The organism is Vibrio sp. TRT 17S01, from assembly GCF_050113695.1.
Lineage (GTDB): Bacteria > Pseudomonadota > Gammaproteobacteria > Enterobacterales > Vibrionaceae > Vibrio.
Map to the genome: position 1 here is coordinate 123,219 of NZ_JBNJOG010000010.1, position 18,448 is coordinate 141,666.

Annotated in this window: 18 protein-coding genes; all 18 read right to left on the minus strand. The window is 45.0% G+C overall.

The genetic code is table 11. The features are described from left to right. Positions 1 to 5 precede the first annotated feature (5 nt). Positions 6 to 1,475 carry a ribonuclease G gene (rng, locus tag ACQEXS_RS15780; protein WP_367988080.1) on the minus strand — a complete coding sequence of 490 codons (1,470 nt, stop codon included), beginning with the start codon at positions 1,473 to 1,475 and terminating at the stop codon, positions 6 to 8. A 21-nt stretch (positions 1,476 to 1,496) separates the two neighbouring features. Then, on the minus strand, positions 1,497 to 2,060 hold the full coding sequence (locus tag ACQEXS_RS15785; RefSeq protein WP_427014466.1) for a Maf family protein: 564 nt from the start codon (positions 2,058 to 2,060) through the stop codon (positions 1,497 to 1,499). A gap of 1 nt (position 2,061) precedes the next feature. Further along, positions 2,062 to 2,535 carry a rod shape-determining protein MreD gene (gene mreD, locus ACQEXS_RS15790; protein ID WP_374144811.1) on the minus strand — a complete coding sequence of 158 codons (474 nt, stop codon included), beginning with the start codon at positions 2,533 to 2,535 and terminating at the stop codon, positions 2,062 to 2,064. A gap of 4 nt (positions 2,536 to 2,539) precedes the next feature. After that, positions 2,540 to 3,427 carry a rod shape-determining protein MreC gene (gene mreC, locus ACQEXS_RS15795; RefSeq protein ID WP_367988077.1) on the minus strand — a complete coding sequence of 296 codons (888 nt, stop codon included), beginning with the start codon at positions 3,425 to 3,427 and terminating at the stop codon, positions 2,540 to 2,542. Between the two features lie 58 nt (positions 3,428 to 3,485). Beyond that, positions 3,486 to 4,529 (minus strand): rod shape-determining protein, encoded by a 1,044-nt coding sequence (locus tag ACQEXS_RS15800; RefSeq protein WP_367988076.1) that lies wholly within the window; start codon positions 4,527 to 4,529, stop codon positions 3,486 to 3,488. Between the two features lie 161 nt (positions 4,530 to 4,690). Continuing rightward, a complete protein-coding gene (locus tag ACQEXS_RS15805; RefSeq protein ID WP_427014467.1) occupies positions 4,691 to 8,086 on the minus strand; it encodes a DUF6701 domain-containing protein in 3,396 nt (1,131 codons plus the stop codon). Beyond that, the gene (locus ACQEXS_RS15810; RefSeq protein ID WP_427014468.1) at positions 8,083 to 8,502 is read right to left on the minus strand and encodes an MSHA biogenesis protein MshP; all 420 of its coding nucleotides are present in this window, start codon (positions 8,500 to 8,502) and stop codon (positions 8,083 to 8,085) included. The genes ACQEXS_RS15805 and ACQEXS_RS15810 overlap by 4 nt, the downstream gene beginning before the upstream one ends. Continuing rightward, positions 8,492 to 9,199: a PilW family protein gene (locus ACQEXS_RS15815; protein ID WP_427014469.1), complete on the minus strand. Its 708-nt coding sequence runs from the start codon at positions 9,197 to 9,199 to the stop codon at positions 8,492 to 8,494. The genes ACQEXS_RS15810 and ACQEXS_RS15815 overlap by 11 nt, the downstream gene beginning before the upstream one ends. After that, positions 9,199 to 9,750, minus strand: coding sequence for a type IV pilus modification PilV family protein (locus ACQEXS_RS15820; protein WP_427014470.1), 552 nt, complete (start codon positions 9,748 to 9,750; stop codon positions 9,199 to 9,201). The genes ACQEXS_RS15815 and ACQEXS_RS15820 overlap by 1 nt, the downstream gene beginning before the upstream one ends. Continuing rightward, positions 9,747 to 10,223, minus strand: coding sequence for a type II secretion system protein (locus ACQEXS_RS15825; RefSeq protein ID WP_427014504.1), 477 nt, complete (start codon positions 10,221 to 10,223; stop codon positions 9,747 to 9,749). Before ACQEXS_RS15825 ends, ACQEXS_RS15820 begins: the two co-directional genes overlap by 4 nt. Before the next feature lie 124 nt (positions 10,224 to 10,347). Continuing rightward, positions 10,348 to 10,803, minus strand: coding sequence for a type II secretion system protein (locus ACQEXS_RS15830; protein ID WP_427011524.1), 456 nt, complete (start codon positions 10,801 to 10,803; stop codon positions 10,348 to 10,350). 39 nt (positions 10,804 to 10,842) lie between these two features. Beyond that, positions 10,843 to 11,415 carry a prepilin-type N-terminal cleavage/methylation domain-containing protein gene (locus tag ACQEXS_RS15835; RefSeq protein WP_427011523.1) on the minus strand — a complete coding sequence of 191 codons (573 nt, stop codon included), beginning with the start codon at positions 11,413 to 11,415 and terminating at the stop codon, positions 10,843 to 10,845. Between the two features lie 73 nt (positions 11,416 to 11,488). Then, the gene (locus ACQEXS_RS15840; protein WP_427014471.1) at positions 11,489 to 11,950 is read right to left on the minus strand and encodes an MSHA biogenesis protein MshF; all 462 of its coding nucleotides are present in this window, start codon (positions 11,948 to 11,950) and stop codon (positions 11,489 to 11,491) included. Position 11,951: 1 nt separating this feature from the next. Continuing rightward, positions 11,952 to 13,172 carry a type II secretion system F family protein gene (locus tag ACQEXS_RS15845; protein ID WP_427014472.1) on the minus strand — a complete coding sequence of 407 codons (1,221 nt, stop codon included), beginning with the start codon at positions 13,170 to 13,172 and terminating at the stop codon, positions 11,952 to 11,954. Between the two features lie 9 nt (positions 13,173 to 13,181). Next, positions 13,182 to 14,906, minus strand: a complete 1,725-nt coding sequence (locus ACQEXS_RS15850; protein ID WP_367988067.1) for a GspE/PulE family protein — start codon at positions 14,904 to 14,906, stop codon at positions 13,182 to 13,184. Further along, positions 14,896 to 15,945, minus strand: coding sequence for a tetratricopeptide repeat protein (locus tag ACQEXS_RS15855; protein ID WP_367988066.1), 1,050 nt, complete (start codon positions 15,943 to 15,945; stop codon positions 14,896 to 14,898). Before ACQEXS_RS15855 ends, ACQEXS_RS15850 begins: the two co-directional genes overlap by 11 nt. After that, on the minus strand, positions 15,942 to 16,784 hold the full coding sequence (locus tag ACQEXS_RS15860) for an ExeA family protein (protein ID WP_427014473.1): 843 nt from the start codon (positions 16,782 to 16,784) through the stop codon (positions 15,942 to 15,944). Before ACQEXS_RS15860 ends, ACQEXS_RS15855 begins: the two co-directional genes overlap by 4 nt. Before the next feature lie 3 nt (positions 16,785 to 16,787). Further along, positions 16,788 to 18,434: a pilus (MSHA type) biogenesis protein MshL gene (mshL, locus tag ACQEXS_RS15865; protein ID WP_367988064.1), complete on the minus strand. Its 1,647-nt coding sequence runs from the start codon at positions 18,432 to 18,434 to the stop codon at positions 16,788 to 16,790. Positions 18,435 to 18,448: the final 14 nt, after the last annotated feature.

The following is an 18,448-nucleotide window of genomic DNA, read 5'->3' on the forward strand; positions in this document are numbered from 1 at the left end:
TGCCTTTACATCATCACGACATCAAACTGCTCTTGAATATAAAGATGTTCAGCCTGAATTTTTACTTCTTTACCAATAAACACTTCCAGTTCTGCTAATGCATGTGATTCATCACCCTGAAGTGTTTCAGCCACCGCAGGAGAGGCATAAACCACAAATTTATCCGCATCGTAAGCACGGTTCACCCGTGTAATTTCTCGCAGAATCTCGTAACACACCGACTCCACGGTTTTCACGCTGCCTCGCCCTTCACAAGTAGGACAAGTTGAACATAAAACATGTTCAATGCTCTCTCGAGTGCGTTTGCGGGTCATTTCAACCAAACCAAGCTGAGTAAAGCCGTTGATGTTTGTTTTTACCCGGTCATTGCTCAGTGCGGCTTCGAGCGACGTCAATACGCGACGACGGTGTTCGTCTGCGGCCATATCGATAAAATCAATGATGATAATGCCGCCTAAATTACGTAAACGTAATTGGCGAGCAATGGCTTGTGTCGCTTCGACGTTGGTATTGAAAATGGTTTCTTCCAGATTACGACGGCCAACAAATGCACCAGTGTTAATGTCCACGGTAGTCATTGCTTCGGTCTGATCAATGATCAAATACCCGCCAGATTTGAGTTCGACCTTACGCTCTAATGAACGTTGAATTTCATTCTCGGTATCGTACATATCGAAAATGGGCTTATCACCTTCATATAGTTCCAGCTTCTCGGTTAGCTCAGGTACATATTCGCTGGTGAATTCTTTTAGGTTTTCAAACTCCTGACGAGAGTCCACTAAGATCTTAGTCAGCTCCGTCCCAACAAAATCACGCAGGATACGTTGTGATAATCCCAATTCCCCATACAAGGTCGAACGGGTTTTATATTTACTGCGGCGCTCGGTTACTTTGGACCATAGTCGCTTCAAAAATGCCGCATCCTGAGACATTTCTTTTTCATCCGCACCTTCAGCCGCAGTCCGGATAATAAAGCCACCATCTTCGTCACAATAACGTGCAACGACCTTTTTGAGGCGCTCACGCTCCGCTTCACTCTCAATACGCTGAGAAACACCAACATGGCTCGCGCCCGGCATAAAGACAAGATAACGAGATGGTAAGGTGATATCGGTTGTTAGGCGCGCACCTTTAGTGCCAAGCGGATCTTTTACCACTTGAACAACAATGTCTTGTCCCTGACGGACCAGTTCAGAAATATCACGAACTTGAAATTGCTGCTTTTCGTTTTCTGCTACACACTCAGTATGCGGCACGATATCAGACGCATGGAGAAATGCGGCTTTGTCTAAACCAATATCGACAAATGCAGCTTGCATACCTGGTAATACCCGGCTGACTTTGCCTTTGTAAATGTTCCCGACAATACCCCGTTTTGCTTCACGTTCAACGTGGACTTCTTGTAAAGCTCCACCCTCAATCATGGCCACACGAGTCTCACTCGGGGTCACGTTGATCAACAACTCTGCACTCATGAGCGCACCTCAATTATGAAATTATAAGAATTCGTGCAAGAGCTGGTCAGTTTCAAATAATGGCAAACCAACCACCGCATGGTAGCTGCCTTCTATACGCGTGACGAATCGCCCACCTATACCCTGAATACCATAACTGCCAGCTTTATCGCATGGTTCACCTGTGTGCCAGTATTGTTCTATTTCTTCTTCTGACAGGTGCTTGAACCATACATTTGTCGTTACAACGACCGTTTTCTTTTTCTCTTTATTTGCGACTGTCACCGCCGTCATAACTTGATGACTGCGATCAGACAATTGCATCAACATCTGTTTAGCATGGGACAGATCCGCTGGCTTCTCCAGTACAACACCATCAACCACCACAATGGTATCGGAGCCAACAACCACAGAATCCGGTGCTAATGCCACACCTGCTAATGCTTTATCTTGTGACAAGCGCGCAACGTATTGCTGCGCGGATTCATCGTTTGATTGATGCTCTTCAACATCCGTACAAATGATTGAAAAGTCGTACCCAAGATGACTCAATAATTCTTTTCTTCTTGGCGAGCCAGAAGCCAATACGAGCTGTTTTTTTGTCATACTATTTCACATGCCAATGGCGTCTCACTCGACGCATCAATAAAAACATCCACGGCCACAAGATGCAGTTTATCAATCCACTCCAAAGAGAGAGCGGATTAAAACTAATATCTTGAATTAGGTATTCACCGAAGAAAATCAGGCCTTCTAGAACTATCGATAGCAGTCCGATGATGATCGCTTGTTGCCATAGAGCCATATTGCGTAACACCAAAAAGTTCAGTGCCACAATGTAGATGACAATGGACATCATCATCCCTCGGATCCCAAGGGTTGAACCAAGAAGCAAATCCCACAGTAATCCTAAGATCAGTGCAGTGCCTACATTCACTCGATGCGGCAATGCCAATACCCAATAACAAGTAACAAGCAATAGCCAAGAAGGACGCATTAGATCCAAAATGCCCGGCCAAGGAATGGTTTGTAGCGTCAGCGCTAACAGAAATGAGCAAAAAATGGCCATTCGGCCTCGCATGAAACTACTGGCCACTATTCTCACCTTCTGTCATGTTTTCTGGTGCAGCCTGAATCACCTTTTCTTGACGGGCATCATTGGGCCAAATCAGCAATAAATAACGTAAGCGCTCAAAATCCACCACAGGATCAGCCTCAATCAAGGCAAACTCCCTCCGGCTATCTCGCTCTACTTTGGAAATATGAGCAACGGGATAACCTTCTGGATAAACGCCACCCAAACCAGAGGTCACCAACAAATCATCTTGCTGGATGTCAGTGCTAATTGGGATGTGTTCGAGCTGGATCTTATCGACTTGACCATTACCGGAAGCAATGACTCGAATATCATTGCGGATCACCTGCACAGGAATCGCACTATTGCTGTCTGTCAGTAGCAACACACGGCTGTTATGCGCAGAAACGAACGTGACTTGCCCGACGATCCCTTTGTCATTAGCAACGGGCTGTCCAACATAAACACCATCCACATGGCCTTTATCAATCACCACTTGGTGACGATAAGGTGAAGTATCTACCGCCATAACTTCGGCTACCACTTTTCTTTCGTCACGAACGAAAGAAGAGCCCAGTAATTTGCGAAGTCGCTGGTTTTCCTCACGGTATTGGTCGAGCAACAACAAATCACTCTTGAGTCTTAACACTTCTCGTTTAAGGGTCTGGCTGGTTGTCAACAACGTCTGGCGAGTATGAAAGCGCTCATAAAAACCATCAAACATGGTACGAGGTAGATCCGCAACATATTGAATTGGAGAAACCAGACTGTTGAGCAGGTAGCGAACCTGAGTAAATGCACCTAAACGACTATCAGCCAGCATAAGGCTGGCTGATAGGATCACGGCGAAAAATAGTCGTAACTGAAGTGAAGGTCCTCGGCCAAAAATCGGCTTCATTCTTATTGAGTTCCTTGTATAAGTACACTTAGCCTGAGCAAAGGCTCAGGCTAAGTTATTATTCTTCGCTGAATAGATCGCCGCCATGCATGTCGATCATCTCAAGGGCTTTACCACCACCTCGAGCAACACACGTCAGCGGATCTTCTGCAATCACAACCGGAATACCCGTTTCTTCGGTAAGCAGACGATCTAAATCTTTTAACAAGGCTCCACCACCAGTAAGCACCATACCATTTTCTGAAATATCAGAAGCAAGCTCAGGTGGACACTGCTCAAGAGCAACCATTACTGCAGAAACAATACCTGTTAGCGGCTCTTGCAACGCTTCCAGAATTTCGTTTGAGTTCAGGCTAAAGCTACGTGGCACACCTTCAGCAAGGTTACGACCACGAACTTCGATTTCTTGAACTTCATCACCAGGGTAAGCAGAACCGATTTCATGCTTGATCTTTTCTGCGGTTGCTTCGCCAATCAAGCTGCCGTAGTTACGACGAACATAGTTAATGATCGCTTCATCAAAGCGGTCACCACCAATACGAACTGATGAAGAGTAAACCACACCGTTTAGAGAGATCACCGCAACTTCTGTCGTACCGCCACCGATATCGACCACCATCGAACCTGTTGGCTCAGAGACACGTAGGCCCGCACCAATTGCGGCTGCCATCGGCTCATCAATTAAGTAAACTTCGCGAGCACCTGCACCCAATGCAGATTCACGGATCGCACGTCGCTCAACTTGCGTCGAACCACAAGGGACACACACCAATACGCGCGGGCTTGGTTTTAGAATGCTGTTGTCATGAACTTGCTTAATGAAGTGCTGTAGCATTTTTTCTGTCACGTAAAAGTCGGCGATCACACCATCTTTCATCGGACGAATAGCAGAAATATTACCAGGTGTACGACCTAGCATTTGTTTTGCGGCGTGACCTACAGCAGCAACGCTTTTACCTGCACGGTTACGATCTTGTCGAATGGCAACAACTGAAGGTTCGTCAAGGACGATACCCTGTCCTTTTACGTAAATAAGAGTATTGGCAGTACCTAAATCGATAGATAGGTCATTAGAAAATATGCCACGAAGTTTTTTGAACATATTCTTCGCTCGTCCTGAAAGAATTATAAGATAGAAAATTGCACTAAATGTACCAATGCCTTGCCATCACAGCAAGGCATTGTGGCGTAAACATGGACTGAAACACGCATTTTCTAACAGATTCCTTACTTAGGGGCATTATTTCTAATTATTTACCTAAGTTACTGACCCGTTAAACCCGTTTCTCCACGAAATAGTACTTTATCATTACCACGGAAAACGCCAAATGTTATCACACTGGACGGATCTTCATCACCGACACCGCGCCAATTGTATTGCAACCATGGTTGAACAATGTTGGTGGTGCCACAAGTTACCCCCGTTTGGCCAATTTGTGGGGAAGTATCGGCTAACCGCATCCAGAACCGCACGCGTTCTTGCATAGCCCCAGAAGAGTGTGCAACAGCATGAATTTCATTCGACTGGCCGTTTGCCACATGCTTCCAGTTTCCAACGCTATCTGAGCCAGAAAGATGTGAGTCAGAGCTAGCACCACCTGACGTTAGAATCTCTTTACAGGTATAGTTATTTGGCGTGGCCAATAACGAAGCAGAGTCGTCATTATTCGTTTCAAACCGCCCTTGATGCCAATATTCAACCCGTAAAGGGATGGCAGCATCTTGTCCGGCTAAACTGGAAACGCTATCCATAACCATCCGTCCATAACGGACTGGAGGCTGGGTTAGCAAGGCTTGCTCAGAAACAACTGAATTCTGTGAAAAGCTGACGGGATCAACCCCCGTAATTTGCAATCCAAAGCTTGTCGTAGTTGAACCTAGATCAGACGTATTAAATGGACCATTAGCTGTACTCGCCACTTCTGCGGACGTTGTATAATTGCGCTTCAGCATCGCGTTGGTGTCATTCAGAAACCATTGAGACTCACCATTATTATTGCTTTGCCACTGCCCATTCAATAGGTCAAGGACTAAGGTATTATTGATTGAGTCATCAACATCGCTAGCAAATTTCGCCTGCAAGCTTTGCGCAAACAAGTGATAGTTCTTCAACGGTACGGTTGCATCTTTAGCGTAAGCCTGAACCACCACTTCAGCGCTTTCAAAGGGTTGTCCCATGTATGCGATACCACCTTGATCATCAGGGGCATCCCAAGTGACTTGTTCTATGGAAAAAGAGTCTGGATAGAAACGTCCTACACCGCGAACAGCAGCATCAATAGCTTGCCAATACCCTGAATTAAACGTATCAGCGACAATTTTCACACTGCCAACTTCAGACCAACTTAATGAAGAAAACTGGTGCTTCTTATTGCTATCGGCAGCCGTATTCGCTTGAGTCAATGAGCCTGTTAAATTGCCAGCGACACCGGTTGATGGGCTATCAATTTCATGTGTTAGGTTGAGAGTAAATGCAGGAGCATCAGACAAAGAAGCATTATTTAAAGGCGATAAGTCACAGTAATCATAGGTTCCTGCGACATAACTTTTAACTCGGGCATTATCGTACTGTGCATTAGATTGCCAAGCGATGGGATAAACATTCAGAGCAAAGCTTTCTCCAGCGGAGGTAAGTCCCGCCCCTGACTCTGAAGTACCATTGATATTACTGGCGCTACAAATCGCAAACGTCCAAGGCCGAGCGTAAAGCATGAAGCTAGCAACAATATCGATCTCTTCTTCATCAGGGCAACCTTGGACATTCGGACCAAAATCGCTACAACGAATGGTGTCCTTTAGCTCCCCATTGAATTGACCAGCTTCATCAAATTTGATTTCACCGTCACCCTTGCCATTTTTTACTGATGCAGAAAACGTCAGCTTATTAGCATAAATGCCAGACTGAGGAACAAAATCCGATACTGTGATATCTGATTGATCAAACGTTTGATCGTAGTTAATCGTGATCGGTTTGTTGCTCGCATTGCATGCAAGTGCTGTGATCGCAACGGTTTCACTTTTTCCAGCAATCAGCTTCAACGGATCATTGTTGTTGATTTCTAGCTTAGCGGGTACGAACAATAACTCTGAACGATCAAAGATCGAGCTCTTAGAATCCAGCTCGGCTTTAATCTCAATATCTTCATAAGCATGATCCGATTTACTGTCGATTGTGAACTCAAACCATCCTTCCTGAGAATTAAAGCCATGTGAAGTAAACGACAACTTATTAGAGCCTTGTTCAGACAAAGTCACCGTTTCGTTTCCAACGTCATACAGACGGGTACCATTGCTATCGTAAGCAACCACATAAACTTTGTTTTCATCTTCACACGTCAGATGATAGTTATTCGGTAACACTTCAAGACGAGAAATGGATGCAGTTGGTGGCTCACCACATGTTAACCCACTGTCGCCGTATAGGTTATTGTAATTGCCACTGACATAAAGGCTGTAAGCCGTGATCCCACCTTTAATCGTATTATTGTTGCCTCCAATATCTACGCCACCTCGGGTCACAGAGTAAGGGTTAACATAAATGTATGCATTCACTACTATTCTGTCTGCCTGAGTAGGTAATACGAAGTGGGCATTATTACCCCGACCAATCATTAATAGATCTTCAGGTTTTCCTTTCGCGTTAATCTCTACTGCTGCATTAGCAAAAACGATTTGGTTATAGTGGATCTGCGTTTTACCTTGGATCTTAATCGCTGACTTTGCTGAAGAAAGATCTATCTTATCGAAGTAATATACACCGCCACTAAGCACTTGCGTTCGAGAGCCATCCACCTTTAGATCGCCATACTCCCCCGGAGGCAACGTAGGACAAGAACCTGAACGACAACGTTTATCCGGTCGCCCTCGTGCGTTATATGCAGAAAATGTAAAAGGAAAATCCTCTATTGGCGTCCGATCGATGAGACATGTTTTGGTTGAAGAGGGATACTTACATTGGGCGCGATTGCCCTGATTCTGATAAAACGCTAGCCCCTGATTGTCTCTGACAGGATGGATGTAGTTACTCAACCCGGAAAAACCAATGCTCCCCGAATATATCTGACCATTGTAATAAGAGTTTGTTTGTGCAACAGATGGGACATACTTACAGATCAAATCAGACAAGGCTTCGTCTTCAGGCAAAGTGCCGCAAGCCCCTTCCGTAATACAGTTATGATCTTCCACTTCAGCATTAAATTCATTTCCGACCAAATCAATCCGAACGTATGGTGAAGAATAACCATTAGCTCCTGTGACACTGGTAAGGTTATAGCTGGAGATCTGATCTTTTCGCGTCCCATCAACATAGTAGCTCAATGTACCGCGAATATTGCCACGCCAATCAACCCAAACTCCATCAAATTTCACTTGAAACGTACGAGTCTTTCCTTCATAGACATAACTGCGCTCATAAAAAGCAGGGTTATAAAATCGGAAACTCGTGTCATCAGTCCAAACAGGATAATAATAGGACGAGCCAACTAACCTCACTCGGTTTGTTCCATCCGATTCCATTTCAAAGGTGACACAGAAACCATTACGAGCATCCACTCGCGTACCACTGACAAGGCATTGGTTAGCACTCACAGCAAATGAGCTCAAGGCAATCAATAAGCTACATATCCACAGTAATCGATACAACACGCGCTTGTATATCATTCGTCCGTTACCCATAACTCTTGTACCCTTCTTACCTCAAATACCCCACTGCCACACGTTACCTGCGACTCTAACCGATACATATTGCGACCATTTAATGCACCTCGAGATTCACACCGGATCACAGGCGTCTGACAGCCGGTAGCAGTCACGCTTGAGACTGCGCCACTGACAGCACTGCAATTTGCGGCCAAGTCAGGAGTTACAGTGCTCAGTGGATACATTTGAGTTAGTGCCCACTCATTGGCTGAATGAGCAAGTAACCAAGCCTGATTGCCTAAAATATCTCTAGTAAATGCGTCGTTATTAGACCATTCAATTCGAGTTAATGTAGACGCGAGAAAACCCAGTACGACCAACGTAAATACGACAACGACATACAGGTTTCCTTGTTGTTTATTCTTATTATGGAACATTTAGCACCTGCACATCTTGCTCAAAGTGAGTTTGTTCATCACCTCGACTAAATTGAAGGGATATATGCACTAATCCACCACGTTGGATATTAGCGCCTGAATAGTCAAAGCTCCCTTTTGTCACACTATCGGCAACCACAGTATTATTTCGGCGGATAAAACCTTCTGATGGATCGACGCAATAGGTCACCTGATTGCTGGCGCTGAATATGTAATGACGACTTCCAACGGAGCCCCCAACAATTGAACTAGCAACATTTGCGATGGAGAACACCGCACCAGATTGCGTAACAGAGCTGAGTGAAATAACGTTATCCGCCTGAGAAAGCGAAGAGGAGGGGTTAATGATCAAGGTTCGAGGCGCCAATACACTTTGACTAGCACCATCTTGGCCAACAACGAATTGTAAATCCGCACCAGAAACTGAATAGAACCCTGAATAGTCAATCGGATAAAAGGAGAAGCAAGATTGTGTGCCATTTTGACTATTGGTGAACACATTTGGCAACGCATGGCGGATTTCTCGGGTCATTTTTTCCAGAACAAACCTAGCCTGAGTTTGTAATCTCTGACGCTCGACTGTATCGGCATACCCTTGTGCACCAAACTCAACAAAGCCAGCGATTCCTAACACTAAGATCCCGCCAACAATGATGGTTAGGATCATTTCAATAAGGGTAAATCCATTTCGCTTCATCAATAATTCCCCTTATAGGCAGTAAGAGAAATAGGCGTTTGATTACTGGCAGAAATGGTCAGTAATACTCTCTTTATTGTGAAAGCGTTGTAACCCGCAGGGTAATTAACCACAACATCAACTCTGAAGTTTTGATAGGTCGTTTGTGCCTCACCAAGCAAGGTATTCAAATTACCGCATCCACCTGTTCCTTCTGGCGTCCAACAGCCGTGGTAATCATCCACATCATTGTATTGTAGAACATCAGACTCTTCTGGCCCCAAGTCATTTGCAGCAGTGCAAGAAGGAACCATTTCTCCTACGATCGTTTCCCCACACCGCACTCGCCCACCATTGAAGTCACTGTTATGGTCAAAGCCCTGTGCAAGAATTTGAGTCATTAGACTTTGTCCTAGTGCCGCCACGCGAGTCTGATAATGAGGATTCGCCGAACGCTCAATTTGAGGTTGTAGAAAGCTAACAATAGTAATCATTGCAAGCCCCATCACCACAATCACAATCACACTTTCAATCAGAGTAAACCCTTTAGAAAGACAACGACTTGGGCTCATAGACACACCCCACGAGACACATACCCTTGGCTGTTAACACACACTCTTGCCTGGCTGTCCGATGCCGTTAATAAGATATCAATGCCACTACTTGCTGCACCTTCAGGATTCCCGAGAAGATCAAAGGTGACAGTTGATAAGTTTGGTGTAGCAGAAAAGCTCAGTTCTGGAATCCGAACTAGGTCACTACGAGATTCATGACTCCCAGATGAACATGCCGCCAAAGAGCCAACACATTGATTACCAATAGAGAGAATAAAATTCGTATTTGCACTGCTATCACCTAGATTGGATTGCATCCGATTCACTTGGACTTGCCGGATAACAGAAATCATTTGCTCTTGCGCGGCGAAGGCTGAAAAACTCCCCACACCGATATAGCGACTTGCAGCATAGGCAGACACAATAGCGATCAGTAAGATCACGACGATCAACTCGACCAGAGTAAATCCTTGGGAAGATCTATATACCATCACGCGATGCTCACCTCATTCCTTGGTATTAGTTAGTATACCTCAATATAACTTGAGCAATTGTTTTGAAAGGATTTTTGAGAAGAATAGAGAAGAAAGGCCAGCTTTGCTGGCCTTTCTTATATTAACAATCGTTTGCCGTAATTGTAGGCTCACTGTCGGACGTTGCCATATCATACTTAACAGAGCAAGATGAATTAGTAGCACTTGTATAACCTTTGAAGGTATAAGCAACAGTACCTGTTGAATTAGAACCAGACACCACTTCCCAATCATCAGCAAGACCACTAACTGCTTTACCGATACCATTCTCACTTGCTTCAGGGTAACCATTGGTAGTATTAACTGTGTCATTGCCCATAGAAATAGAGCCATTGCCACTTTCTGTGCCATTGATTGCCGATTTGCCATATACAATGCCAGCCGCTCCCTGCATTGCACCTTTTAAACCCTGCAAAGACGCGTTACGAGCGTCATCTTGTAGATTAAGAAAACGAGGTGCTGCCGTTACAGCCAGAATACCCAGAATAACTATTACCACCACCAACTCGATAAGGGTAAAACCGCCTTGTCTTTTCATAGTTTACGTCTCTCTAAAAATGAATATTTATTGTTTTTGTTACTGCAACGAAACGGTAACGCGACCAGTTTTCGCTTCATACACGAATTGGTGAGCGCTTCCCCCTTCCTGTTGAATATAGGTACATGTTGCAGCGCCTGTATTTGCCACTGCTGCGTATTTAATATCTGAATCCTGATCCGCTTCTGTCTGTGTCCCTACCTTGGGTGGGTTTTGCAACAGATTGTTCATCAGATCAACACAAGCTTGTTCGGTCAGCCCTGAGGGGAAGGCCCCACCAGTATCTAGCCCCAACGGATAGCCATCACGAAAATCCGTATTGCTGCCATTACTATCTTTGCTTCGGGTTAACCAAAAATCGACACCATCGTAATTCACCGTGTTGTACTTTTCGCCGCTGATTATGCGAGAGGGGCGAGCTTCTGCCTCCCATTGAGCCCTTGCAGAAAGCACGCCAGTTGCGTAACCACCTGCGACACCTTCAATACTGGCTTTCTTTGCTTCATCAGTAACATCAAGAAACCGAGGCAGTGCTGCAACGGCTAATAAACCCACAACAACAATGACTACCACTAGCTCAACCAGAGAGAAACCAGACTGTCTGCTATACATAATGCCTCACACTTGAGTTTGTACGACGTCAAAGCACACTAATAATATATCGCCGCGTAAAATAATAAAAATGCTATTTAGCAATAAAGTTTATACCAACAGAGAATTTACCATCCTTTAGCTCAACCTCTACAGCCTGATGCTCTCCATCTAAGTATCTACATTTCACGAGCCAATTACTTGAGTTAGTTATCATTTCTGACTCTTCAGCAACTAAAACTCGATTTTCAGGATAAAGAATCTCCAACCACTTCATACATTCAATATTACCCTGCTCATCTATTGGTACTAACCATCCATTCGCAGAAAAGCGCAAACTATGTTGCTCTACCACCAGCTCTGAAGGTTGTCCATGCAGTAACCATTCCTGCTTATAAAAACTGGCACGCTCAGTCATTCGCTTACTAGCAACTAACAAATTGGTATGCATTGCCTCTTTTTCTACCTGCTTCCACGAGTATAGAAAAACAGCGATCAAAACAGTCACAATGGTAAGCCATAATGCAAACCGCCCACGTTGTGCTACTTGAAGCATGTTATCCCTTAAGCGCGTCGAGCATGCCCCACATCGGCAAGAAAATGCCGAGGGCCAGTATTAGCACCATACCGGCAACGACAACGAGCAAGATAGGCTCGATACGTGCCGTCAGCGTTTTCAAATCATAGTCGACCTCACGATCATAAAAATCGGCAACTTCTAACAACAGTTCATCAATACGACCAGTCTCTTCCCCGACAGAAATCATTTGAATAACCAAAGGGGTAAAAACACCGCTATTGATTGCCGTAGAAGAAATGGTTCCACCCGCTTCAATTGAGGCCTTCATTTCCAATAGTCGCCCTTCAAGAAACTTGTTATCTAAAGCTTCTGCGGATAATGACAATGATTGGTTTAGCGGCACCCCTGCTTTAAGCATTAGCGCAAAAGTACGAGAAAATCGAGAAAGTTGTGCGCGATTCACAATGCCGCCGACCACAGGCATCCGGAGTCTAAACTTATCCCAACGCTCTCGGCCATTGGCGGTGTTCAACCAAGCTCGAAATGCAAATAACGCTCCAACGATAGCGGCAAGCAACCACACCCAGTAATTGACAAAAAAGTCGGAAGTCGCGATCAAAATTCTTGTAGGTAGCGGAAGATCAACACCAAACCGGCTAAACATGTTGGCAAATTGAGGGATCACCTTTAAGTTGAGGACAAACATGGCCACAACAATAAAGCTGATGACAAACGTCGGGTAACGCATTGCCGTTTTGATCCGCTTACGGGTTTCTAGCTCTTGCTCATAATAATTAGCAAGCTGAAGTAGTGCTTCATCCAAACGACCTGTGTTTTCGCCCACATTGATCATGGATACAAACAAAGGGCTGAATACCGTGGAATGCATTTGCATCGATGCTGACAAATTACGACCGTTGGTTAATTCTTGTGTCACCTCTTCTAAGGCTTCTCTGAGCTGTTTATTACTGCAATTTTGGGTCAAACCACGAATCGAACGCAGTAAAGGAACTCCCGCTTTGGTCAAGCTATACAGCTGTCGGCAGAATATCACCATCACTTCAAGTGGCACGGCTGTTTTTAACAAGGCTTTAAGATCGATATTGAAGCTGCTTGCTGAAGCTCCCGAAGTAATCGAGGTTGGGATCACTCCTTTACTCAGTAACGATTCAGCAGCCAACTCTTCGCTAGCCGCTTCCACTTGCCCAGAAATCTTTGCACCATCAGAGCTTCGCCCCTGATATCGATATATCGGCATGATTTACCTTTAAATATAAATAGCCTGAGTCATACCGGATGCATCACCTTCACCGAGATTCATCACTTCATCCAGACTCACTTCACCCTTTAATGCTAACTCCATCGCCGCAGCTAACAATGGTTTGTACTCTTCATTGTTTCGCGCTTGCTGAGCAAATAACACGGCGTCGTCGGCTCTCAAAGCATCCATCATGGCATGATCAAGTTCGAGCATTTCAAATACCCCTACCCGCCCACGATAACCAGTGAGGTTACAGTTTTGGCAACCTCGACCACGCATAAAATTGGCACTCTCTTGGTTTGGAAAACGCTGTGCGAGCCACTGACGGCGTGACTCATCCACATCATCCTGAGTTTTACAGTCTGGGCATACTTTACGTACCAATCGCTGAGCTACAACGGCTCTCACTGCACTCGCGACAAGATACCCTGGCGCGCCCATGTCAATCATACGCAAAGCACTGTCTATGGCATCATTGGTGTGCAAGGTACTTAGAACTAAGTGACCAGTCAGAGCGGCTCGCAAGCCTATTTCGACCGTTTCGTGATCTCGCATCTCCCCGACGAGGATGATGTCAGGATCCTGACGTAAAAACGTTCTCAGCACCGTTGAAAAATCGAGGTTAATTTTAGGATTTACCTGAACCTGACTGATCCTCGGCAAGCGATATTCCACAGGGTCTTCAGCAGTGATGATCTTCTTGCCGGGCTCATTAAGTTCACTAAGTGCCCCATACAAGGTGGTGGTTTTACCAGAGCCTGTTGGTCCCGTTACCAAAATCATGCCATGAGGGCGTTTCAATTGGCGGCGCAGCCTTTCTAGCAGGTCAGCAGGTATCCCCGACTCCTCTAGTTTGCGTATCCCCATTGATTGGTTTAGCAAACGCATAACGACCGATTCGCCATATTGCACAGGCATCGTCGACATACGGATATCGACCGACTGTCCTTTAGCTTTAATATTAAAGCGACCATCTTGAGGTAGGCGTTTTTCTGAAATATCAAGATTTGCCATCAACTTAAGACGAAGGACCAGTGCCGGTGCAATATTGACTTCATTCAATAAAGTTTCGTGTAACACACCATCGATACGTTGTCTTAAGCGTAAAATATTCGCATCCGGCTCAATATGAATATCCGATGCCCCCACTTGAATCGCATCTTCAAATAATGAATTGATCAGCTTAACAACCGTCACTTCTTCGCTATCTTGATCTTCGATATTGAAATCAAACGCTTCAGTAACTTGGTGTTCTGCTTGGAGCTGCTCTGCAAACGAGGCAATCTCTTTAGTACGACGATAGTAGCGATCAAACCCCTCAACCAACTGCTTCTCTGGTGTGATCACAAACTCTACATTGTAATTTGGCAATTGGCTCAGCAGCGCTTCTTGGGCAAATAAGTCCGCAGGATCACTCATGGCAATACGTAATGTATCGCCATTACGCCCAATGACCATCGCACGAAGGCGTCGCGCATGGACTTCGGATAATAATTGCACCGCATCGATATCCACATTCGCACGGCTTAAGTCGATAAGAGGTACATTTAACTGCTGAGATAAGAAGGTCAGCATTTGGTGATCAGTAAGAAATCCCAGCTCTATTAGGGCGGCACCTAACTTACGTCCCGTCGCTTTCTGCGCAGCTAAAGCTTGTTCAACTTGTTCTTCGGTAATAATGCCTTCTTCAACTAACAAGTCACCAAGGCGTTTACGCAGCTTAATTTGCATTCGGCTTCTCCTCTAGACGGCTGAGTAGCGTTAGCCGATCGCGAATAAATTGTTGTGATTGACTCGAAATGCCGACTTTCAACAGCGCTTTCTTATAGGATTGTTGTGCAGAAGTGAGGTTAAGAGCTCGCTCTTGTTGAATACCTAACCCAAGCCACCAGCGTCCATTCTCTGGTTCTAACTGAACCAGTTGTTGATAGCTTTCAAGCGCTAATGCATCCTGATTGGCCTTCTGAGCTAATGCGGCTCGCAGAGACAAATATTTTACGCTGGCAGGCTTGGTTAGTTGCATCAGTGGCACTAAAGCCGCTTGCTGTTGATTCTCTTTTATTAGCAACTTAGCCAGTGCTATACGTACATCTTCATCATTTGGATATTGCCGGATCCCTTTCTGCAACAGCTCTGCCGCCTTGCGGGTATCCCCTTTCCCATAATAAAGTGCCGCCAGTTTCTTTCTCACATTGCTATCAGAAGGGGTATGTCGAAGTGCTATTTGAAACTGGGTTAATGCCTCATCTAGCTTGTTGCTCTCCATGGCTTTTTCTGCACGAATGATGGCCTTTTGAGCCAATTGTTCCGGAGAAAGCTCCACTTGCTCAACAATGACATTTTGAGGTTGGATTGGGTTGGTGTTTTCTCGATGTTCTTTTACGGGAGCGGTCTTTGAAGTTGTAATTTTCTTCACTGGAACCGGTTCAGCTTTTTCTGTTGTTCCAGTCGGTTGGGCTACAGAATTAGAGGCAAAATAAAGTTCGCTATCGGTACGGCTCTTTTTGCTTGTCGGTGATGGGGCAAGCATAACCTCAACACTGGCTTGCTCGCCATTGATAGGTTGAGAAGAATAGCTAGGCTGCGTAACGGAAATTGGTTGGGATTGTGACACCGCCCAACCGCCCATCGCCATACTTAAAGTAAATCCAGCGATAAGCCAAGGTAAAACAGGCCGTTGTTTAATTTTTGGTACGTCTGCTCTTACAATATTCTGTGTTGAGCGACGCTTTTCAGCTAAATCCGTTAGCGCATCATTAATAGCACTCATGTGTTACTCCATCCCCACAAGCGCGGGCTTTTAAATCTAGGCTTACAGCTATCAAAAGTATCGTGAATGGCGTCATATAACTGGTGATTGCTCACCTGCATCGTAGCTTGGCAACACGCTAATACCATTGCTTTACTGGTGATTTGGTTGATCAGCCGAGGTATTCCTTGGCTTGCTCGCCAAATTGCTTTTTTTTGAGCAAGGTTGAATATCGAACTCACGCCACCTGCTTTTGTTAGGCGGCTATCGATATAAGCAACAACTTCATTGAAATTTAAAGCACGCAAAGAAATATTGTAGCTAATTCGTTGACGAAGCTGGCGTAAGTGATGCAGTGCTAACCGTTCATCAAGTTCAGGTTGTCCAAACAACACGATTTGCAACAATTTGCTTTGTTCCGTTTCAAGGTTGCCAAATAAACGCAACACTTCTAATGCTTCATCGCTAAGTGCTTGGGCTTCATCGACAACCAGAACAACACTTTTGTTTTGTTTATTTAAAGCAAGCAACCGTTCCTGAATATCACCAACGACCGTAATAGTGCTACTTTCCAATCCAAGCTCTCTAGCAATAGCTTGACGTAGCTCATCACCATCTAAAGCGGGATTCGGTAAATAAACTAGTTGAACATCGTCCCCCATTTGGTTTATCAACATCCGACAAACCATGGTTTTTCCGGTCCCCACCTCTCCGCTGACTTTAATCACCCCTTCATCCATGGCTAACGCAGCTAACACAGTTTGAATCGCTTCATAGTGTGGGGCTAACCCTAAAAACATTTCTGTGTCTGGGGTTAGATGAAATGGGGCTTGCTTAAGACCAAAGTGCTCCAAATACATACATTACTGGCTATCTTCTTCGGGGAACCACTCTTGCAACAAGTCACGCGAGCGTTCCAATTCTTTTTGCCAAGTGTTCACACCGACCACCGTTGGCTTGAGCAAAATGACCAATTCGGTTTTTTCTGTCAGCTTCGACTTATTTCGGAATAAGTGACCTACACCCGGTATATCACCTAATAATGGTACTTTTGATACTCGGTCGAACGTATTGGATTTCATCAGACCACCAATAACCACTACATCACCATCTTGAGCACGAATCACCGAGTCAGACTCACGAATTGAGCTGCGAGCTAAAGGCAAGGTAATACTGGTGTTGCCATAACCAATTTCTTTCACCTGCTCATCCACTTCAATCACTGCAGGGTGCACATGCAATAACACATTCCCCGCATCATCAATTTGTGGCGTCACATCAAGAGAGATGCCCGAAAAGAATGGCGTAAGCTCAACTTCTGGTGCTGGATTTGCGTTATCACCACTTCCAACAACACTCGATAAGTCCGTTACATAATATTCATCGGTACCCACTTTGATCACAGCTTTCTGGTTATTCGATGCCGTTACTCTCGGACTGGACAGAACATTCAAATCACCCTGAGTTGCCATGAAATTCAATACAGCATCAAAGCTACCACTGGAAATAACAATATTGCTTTGTCCTGCAAGTAAGGTACCGATCGCATCTAAACCAGGTAGCGTAAAACCCGGGTCTTGTGGAAGACTTCCTTGACCAATAGTGAAGTCGGTACCATTAGAAGAAAAAGCTTTAGACCAGTTAATGCCTTGTTGATAACCATCGCTCAAGGTCACTTCTAGAATTTTTGCCTCTAAGATCACTTGGCGATGCATGCGCTCTTGTGAAGCTCCAATAAAATTTCGCACTTCACGAATCTGATCAGGGTAAGCACGGATGGTAATTAAACTGGCTTGTGGGGTAACCACCACACTTTGACCATCACCAGAGCCAATCAGCTGAGCAACGGCCGTTTGTAACTGTGGCCAAAAATCACTTTCACTGATGGTCTCGATTTCAGTTCCACCTTTGGCACTGCTTGAGCTACTGCTACCAGAAGAATTTGATGAAGATGAACTTGAAGACGAAGAAGAGGAGTCTGAATCCGTGTCAGTGTTTGTAATTGTTCCGGTTGTGATTGATGTTAGCGAACGTCCCGAGCGCTTAAACTGCAAATAATCGACAGGAAGGGTCACTGTACGAAGATCGGCAGGATAAACTTGAATGACTTTTCCTGAGAGTTCAATCTCATAGCCGTACATATCACGGATCACCGAAAGCACTTCATCAAGGGTGACATCAGTAAGGTTAACCGTCACTTTGCCTTTTACGGCAGGGTGAATGGCTGCGCTGTATTCCGTGCCACGCACTAAACTGGTAAAAAATGCACGAGCTTCCACGGCATCCGCTTTAATACGGTAGCGTTTCAACGTTTGATTTTCTGGTGAGACTGCCGAGTCTAACTCAGGCATTAAATCTGCTTCCACAGATGCAGGCAACACATCGATAGCTTTGCTATTAGACTCATTAATCGCCTGATTAAGGGCACTTTTTGCTTCCACCGGATCCCGGTGTCCCATTGAGCATCCTGCCAGTGAGGCGATGGTGATAGCTAAAACGAGTTTACGCATACTATTCTGATAAC

Excerpts from the sequence above, each read along its gene's own strand:
- ACQEXS_RS15800 (WP_367988076.1), bottom strand. The coding sequence starts at position 4,529 with ATGTTCAAAAAACTTCGTGGCATATTTTCTAATGACCTATCTATCGAT.
- mshL (WP_367988064.1), bottom strand. The coding sequence starts at position 18,434 with ATGCGTAAACTCGTTTTAGCTATCACCATCGCCTCACTGGCAGGATGC.
- ACQEXS_RS15820 (WP_427014470.1), bottom strand. The coding sequence starts at position 9,750 with ATGAGCCCAAGTCGTTGTCTTTCTAAAGGGTTTACTCTGATTGAAAGT.
- ACQEXS_RS15810 (WP_427014468.1), bottom strand. The coding sequence starts at position 8,502 with ATGTTCCATAATAAGAATAAACAACAAGGAAACCTGTATGTCGTTGTC.
- ACQEXS_RS15785 (WP_427014466.1), bottom strand. The coding sequence starts at position 2,060 with ATGACAAAAAAACAGCTCGTATTGGCTTCTGGCTCGCCAAGAAGAAAA.
- ACQEXS_RS15840 (WP_427014471.1), bottom strand. The coding sequence starts at position 11,950 with ATGCTTCAAGTAGCACAACGTGGGCGGTTTGCATTATGGCTTACCATT.
- ACQEXS_RS15860 (WP_427014473.1), bottom strand. The coding sequence starts at position 16,784 with ATGTATTTGGAGCACTTTGGTCTTAAGCAAGCCCCATTTCATCTAACC.
- ACQEXS_RS15835 (WP_427011523.1), bottom strand. The coding sequence starts at position 11,415 with ATGTATAGCAGACAGTCTGGTTTCTCTCTGGTTGAGCTAGTGGTAGTC.
- rng (WP_367988080.1), bottom strand. The coding sequence starts at position 1,475 with ATGAGTGCAGAGTTGTTGATCAACGTGACCCCGAGTGAGACTCGTGTG.
- ACQEXS_RS15850 (WP_367988067.1), bottom strand. The coding sequence starts at position 14,906 with ATGCAAATTAAGCTGCGTAAACGCCTTGGTGACTTGTTAGTTGAAGAA.
- ACQEXS_RS15805 (WP_427014467.1), bottom strand. The coding sequence starts at position 8,086 with ATGATATACAAGCGCGTGTTGTATCGATTACTGTGGATATGTAGCTTA.
- ACQEXS_RS15830 (WP_427011524.1), bottom strand. The coding sequence starts at position 10,803 with ATGAAAAGACAAGGCGGTTTTACCCTTATCGAGTTGGTGGTGGTAATA.
- mreD (WP_374144811.1), bottom strand. The coding sequence starts at position 2,535 with ATGCGAGGCCGAATGGCCATTTTTTGCTCATTTCTGTTAGCGCTGACG.
- ACQEXS_RS15855 (WP_367988066.1), bottom strand. The coding sequence starts at position 15,945 with ATGAGTGCTATTAATGATGCGCTAACGGATTTAGCTGAAAAGCGTCGC.
- ACQEXS_RS15845 (WP_427014472.1), bottom strand. The coding sequence starts at position 13,172 with ATGCCGATATATCGATATCAGGGGCGAAGCTCTGATGGTGCAAAGATT.
- mreC (WP_367988077.1), bottom strand. The coding sequence starts at position 3,427 with ATGAAGCCGATTTTTGGCCGAGGACCTTCACTTCAGTTACGACTATTT.
- ACQEXS_RS15815 (WP_427014469.1), bottom strand. The coding sequence starts at position 9,199 with ATGAAGCGAAATGGATTTACCCTTATTGAAATGATCCTAACCATCATT.
- ACQEXS_RS15825 (WP_427014504.1), bottom strand. The coding sequence starts at position 10,223 with ATGGTATATAGATCTTCCCAAGGATTTACTCTGGTCGAGTTGATCGTC.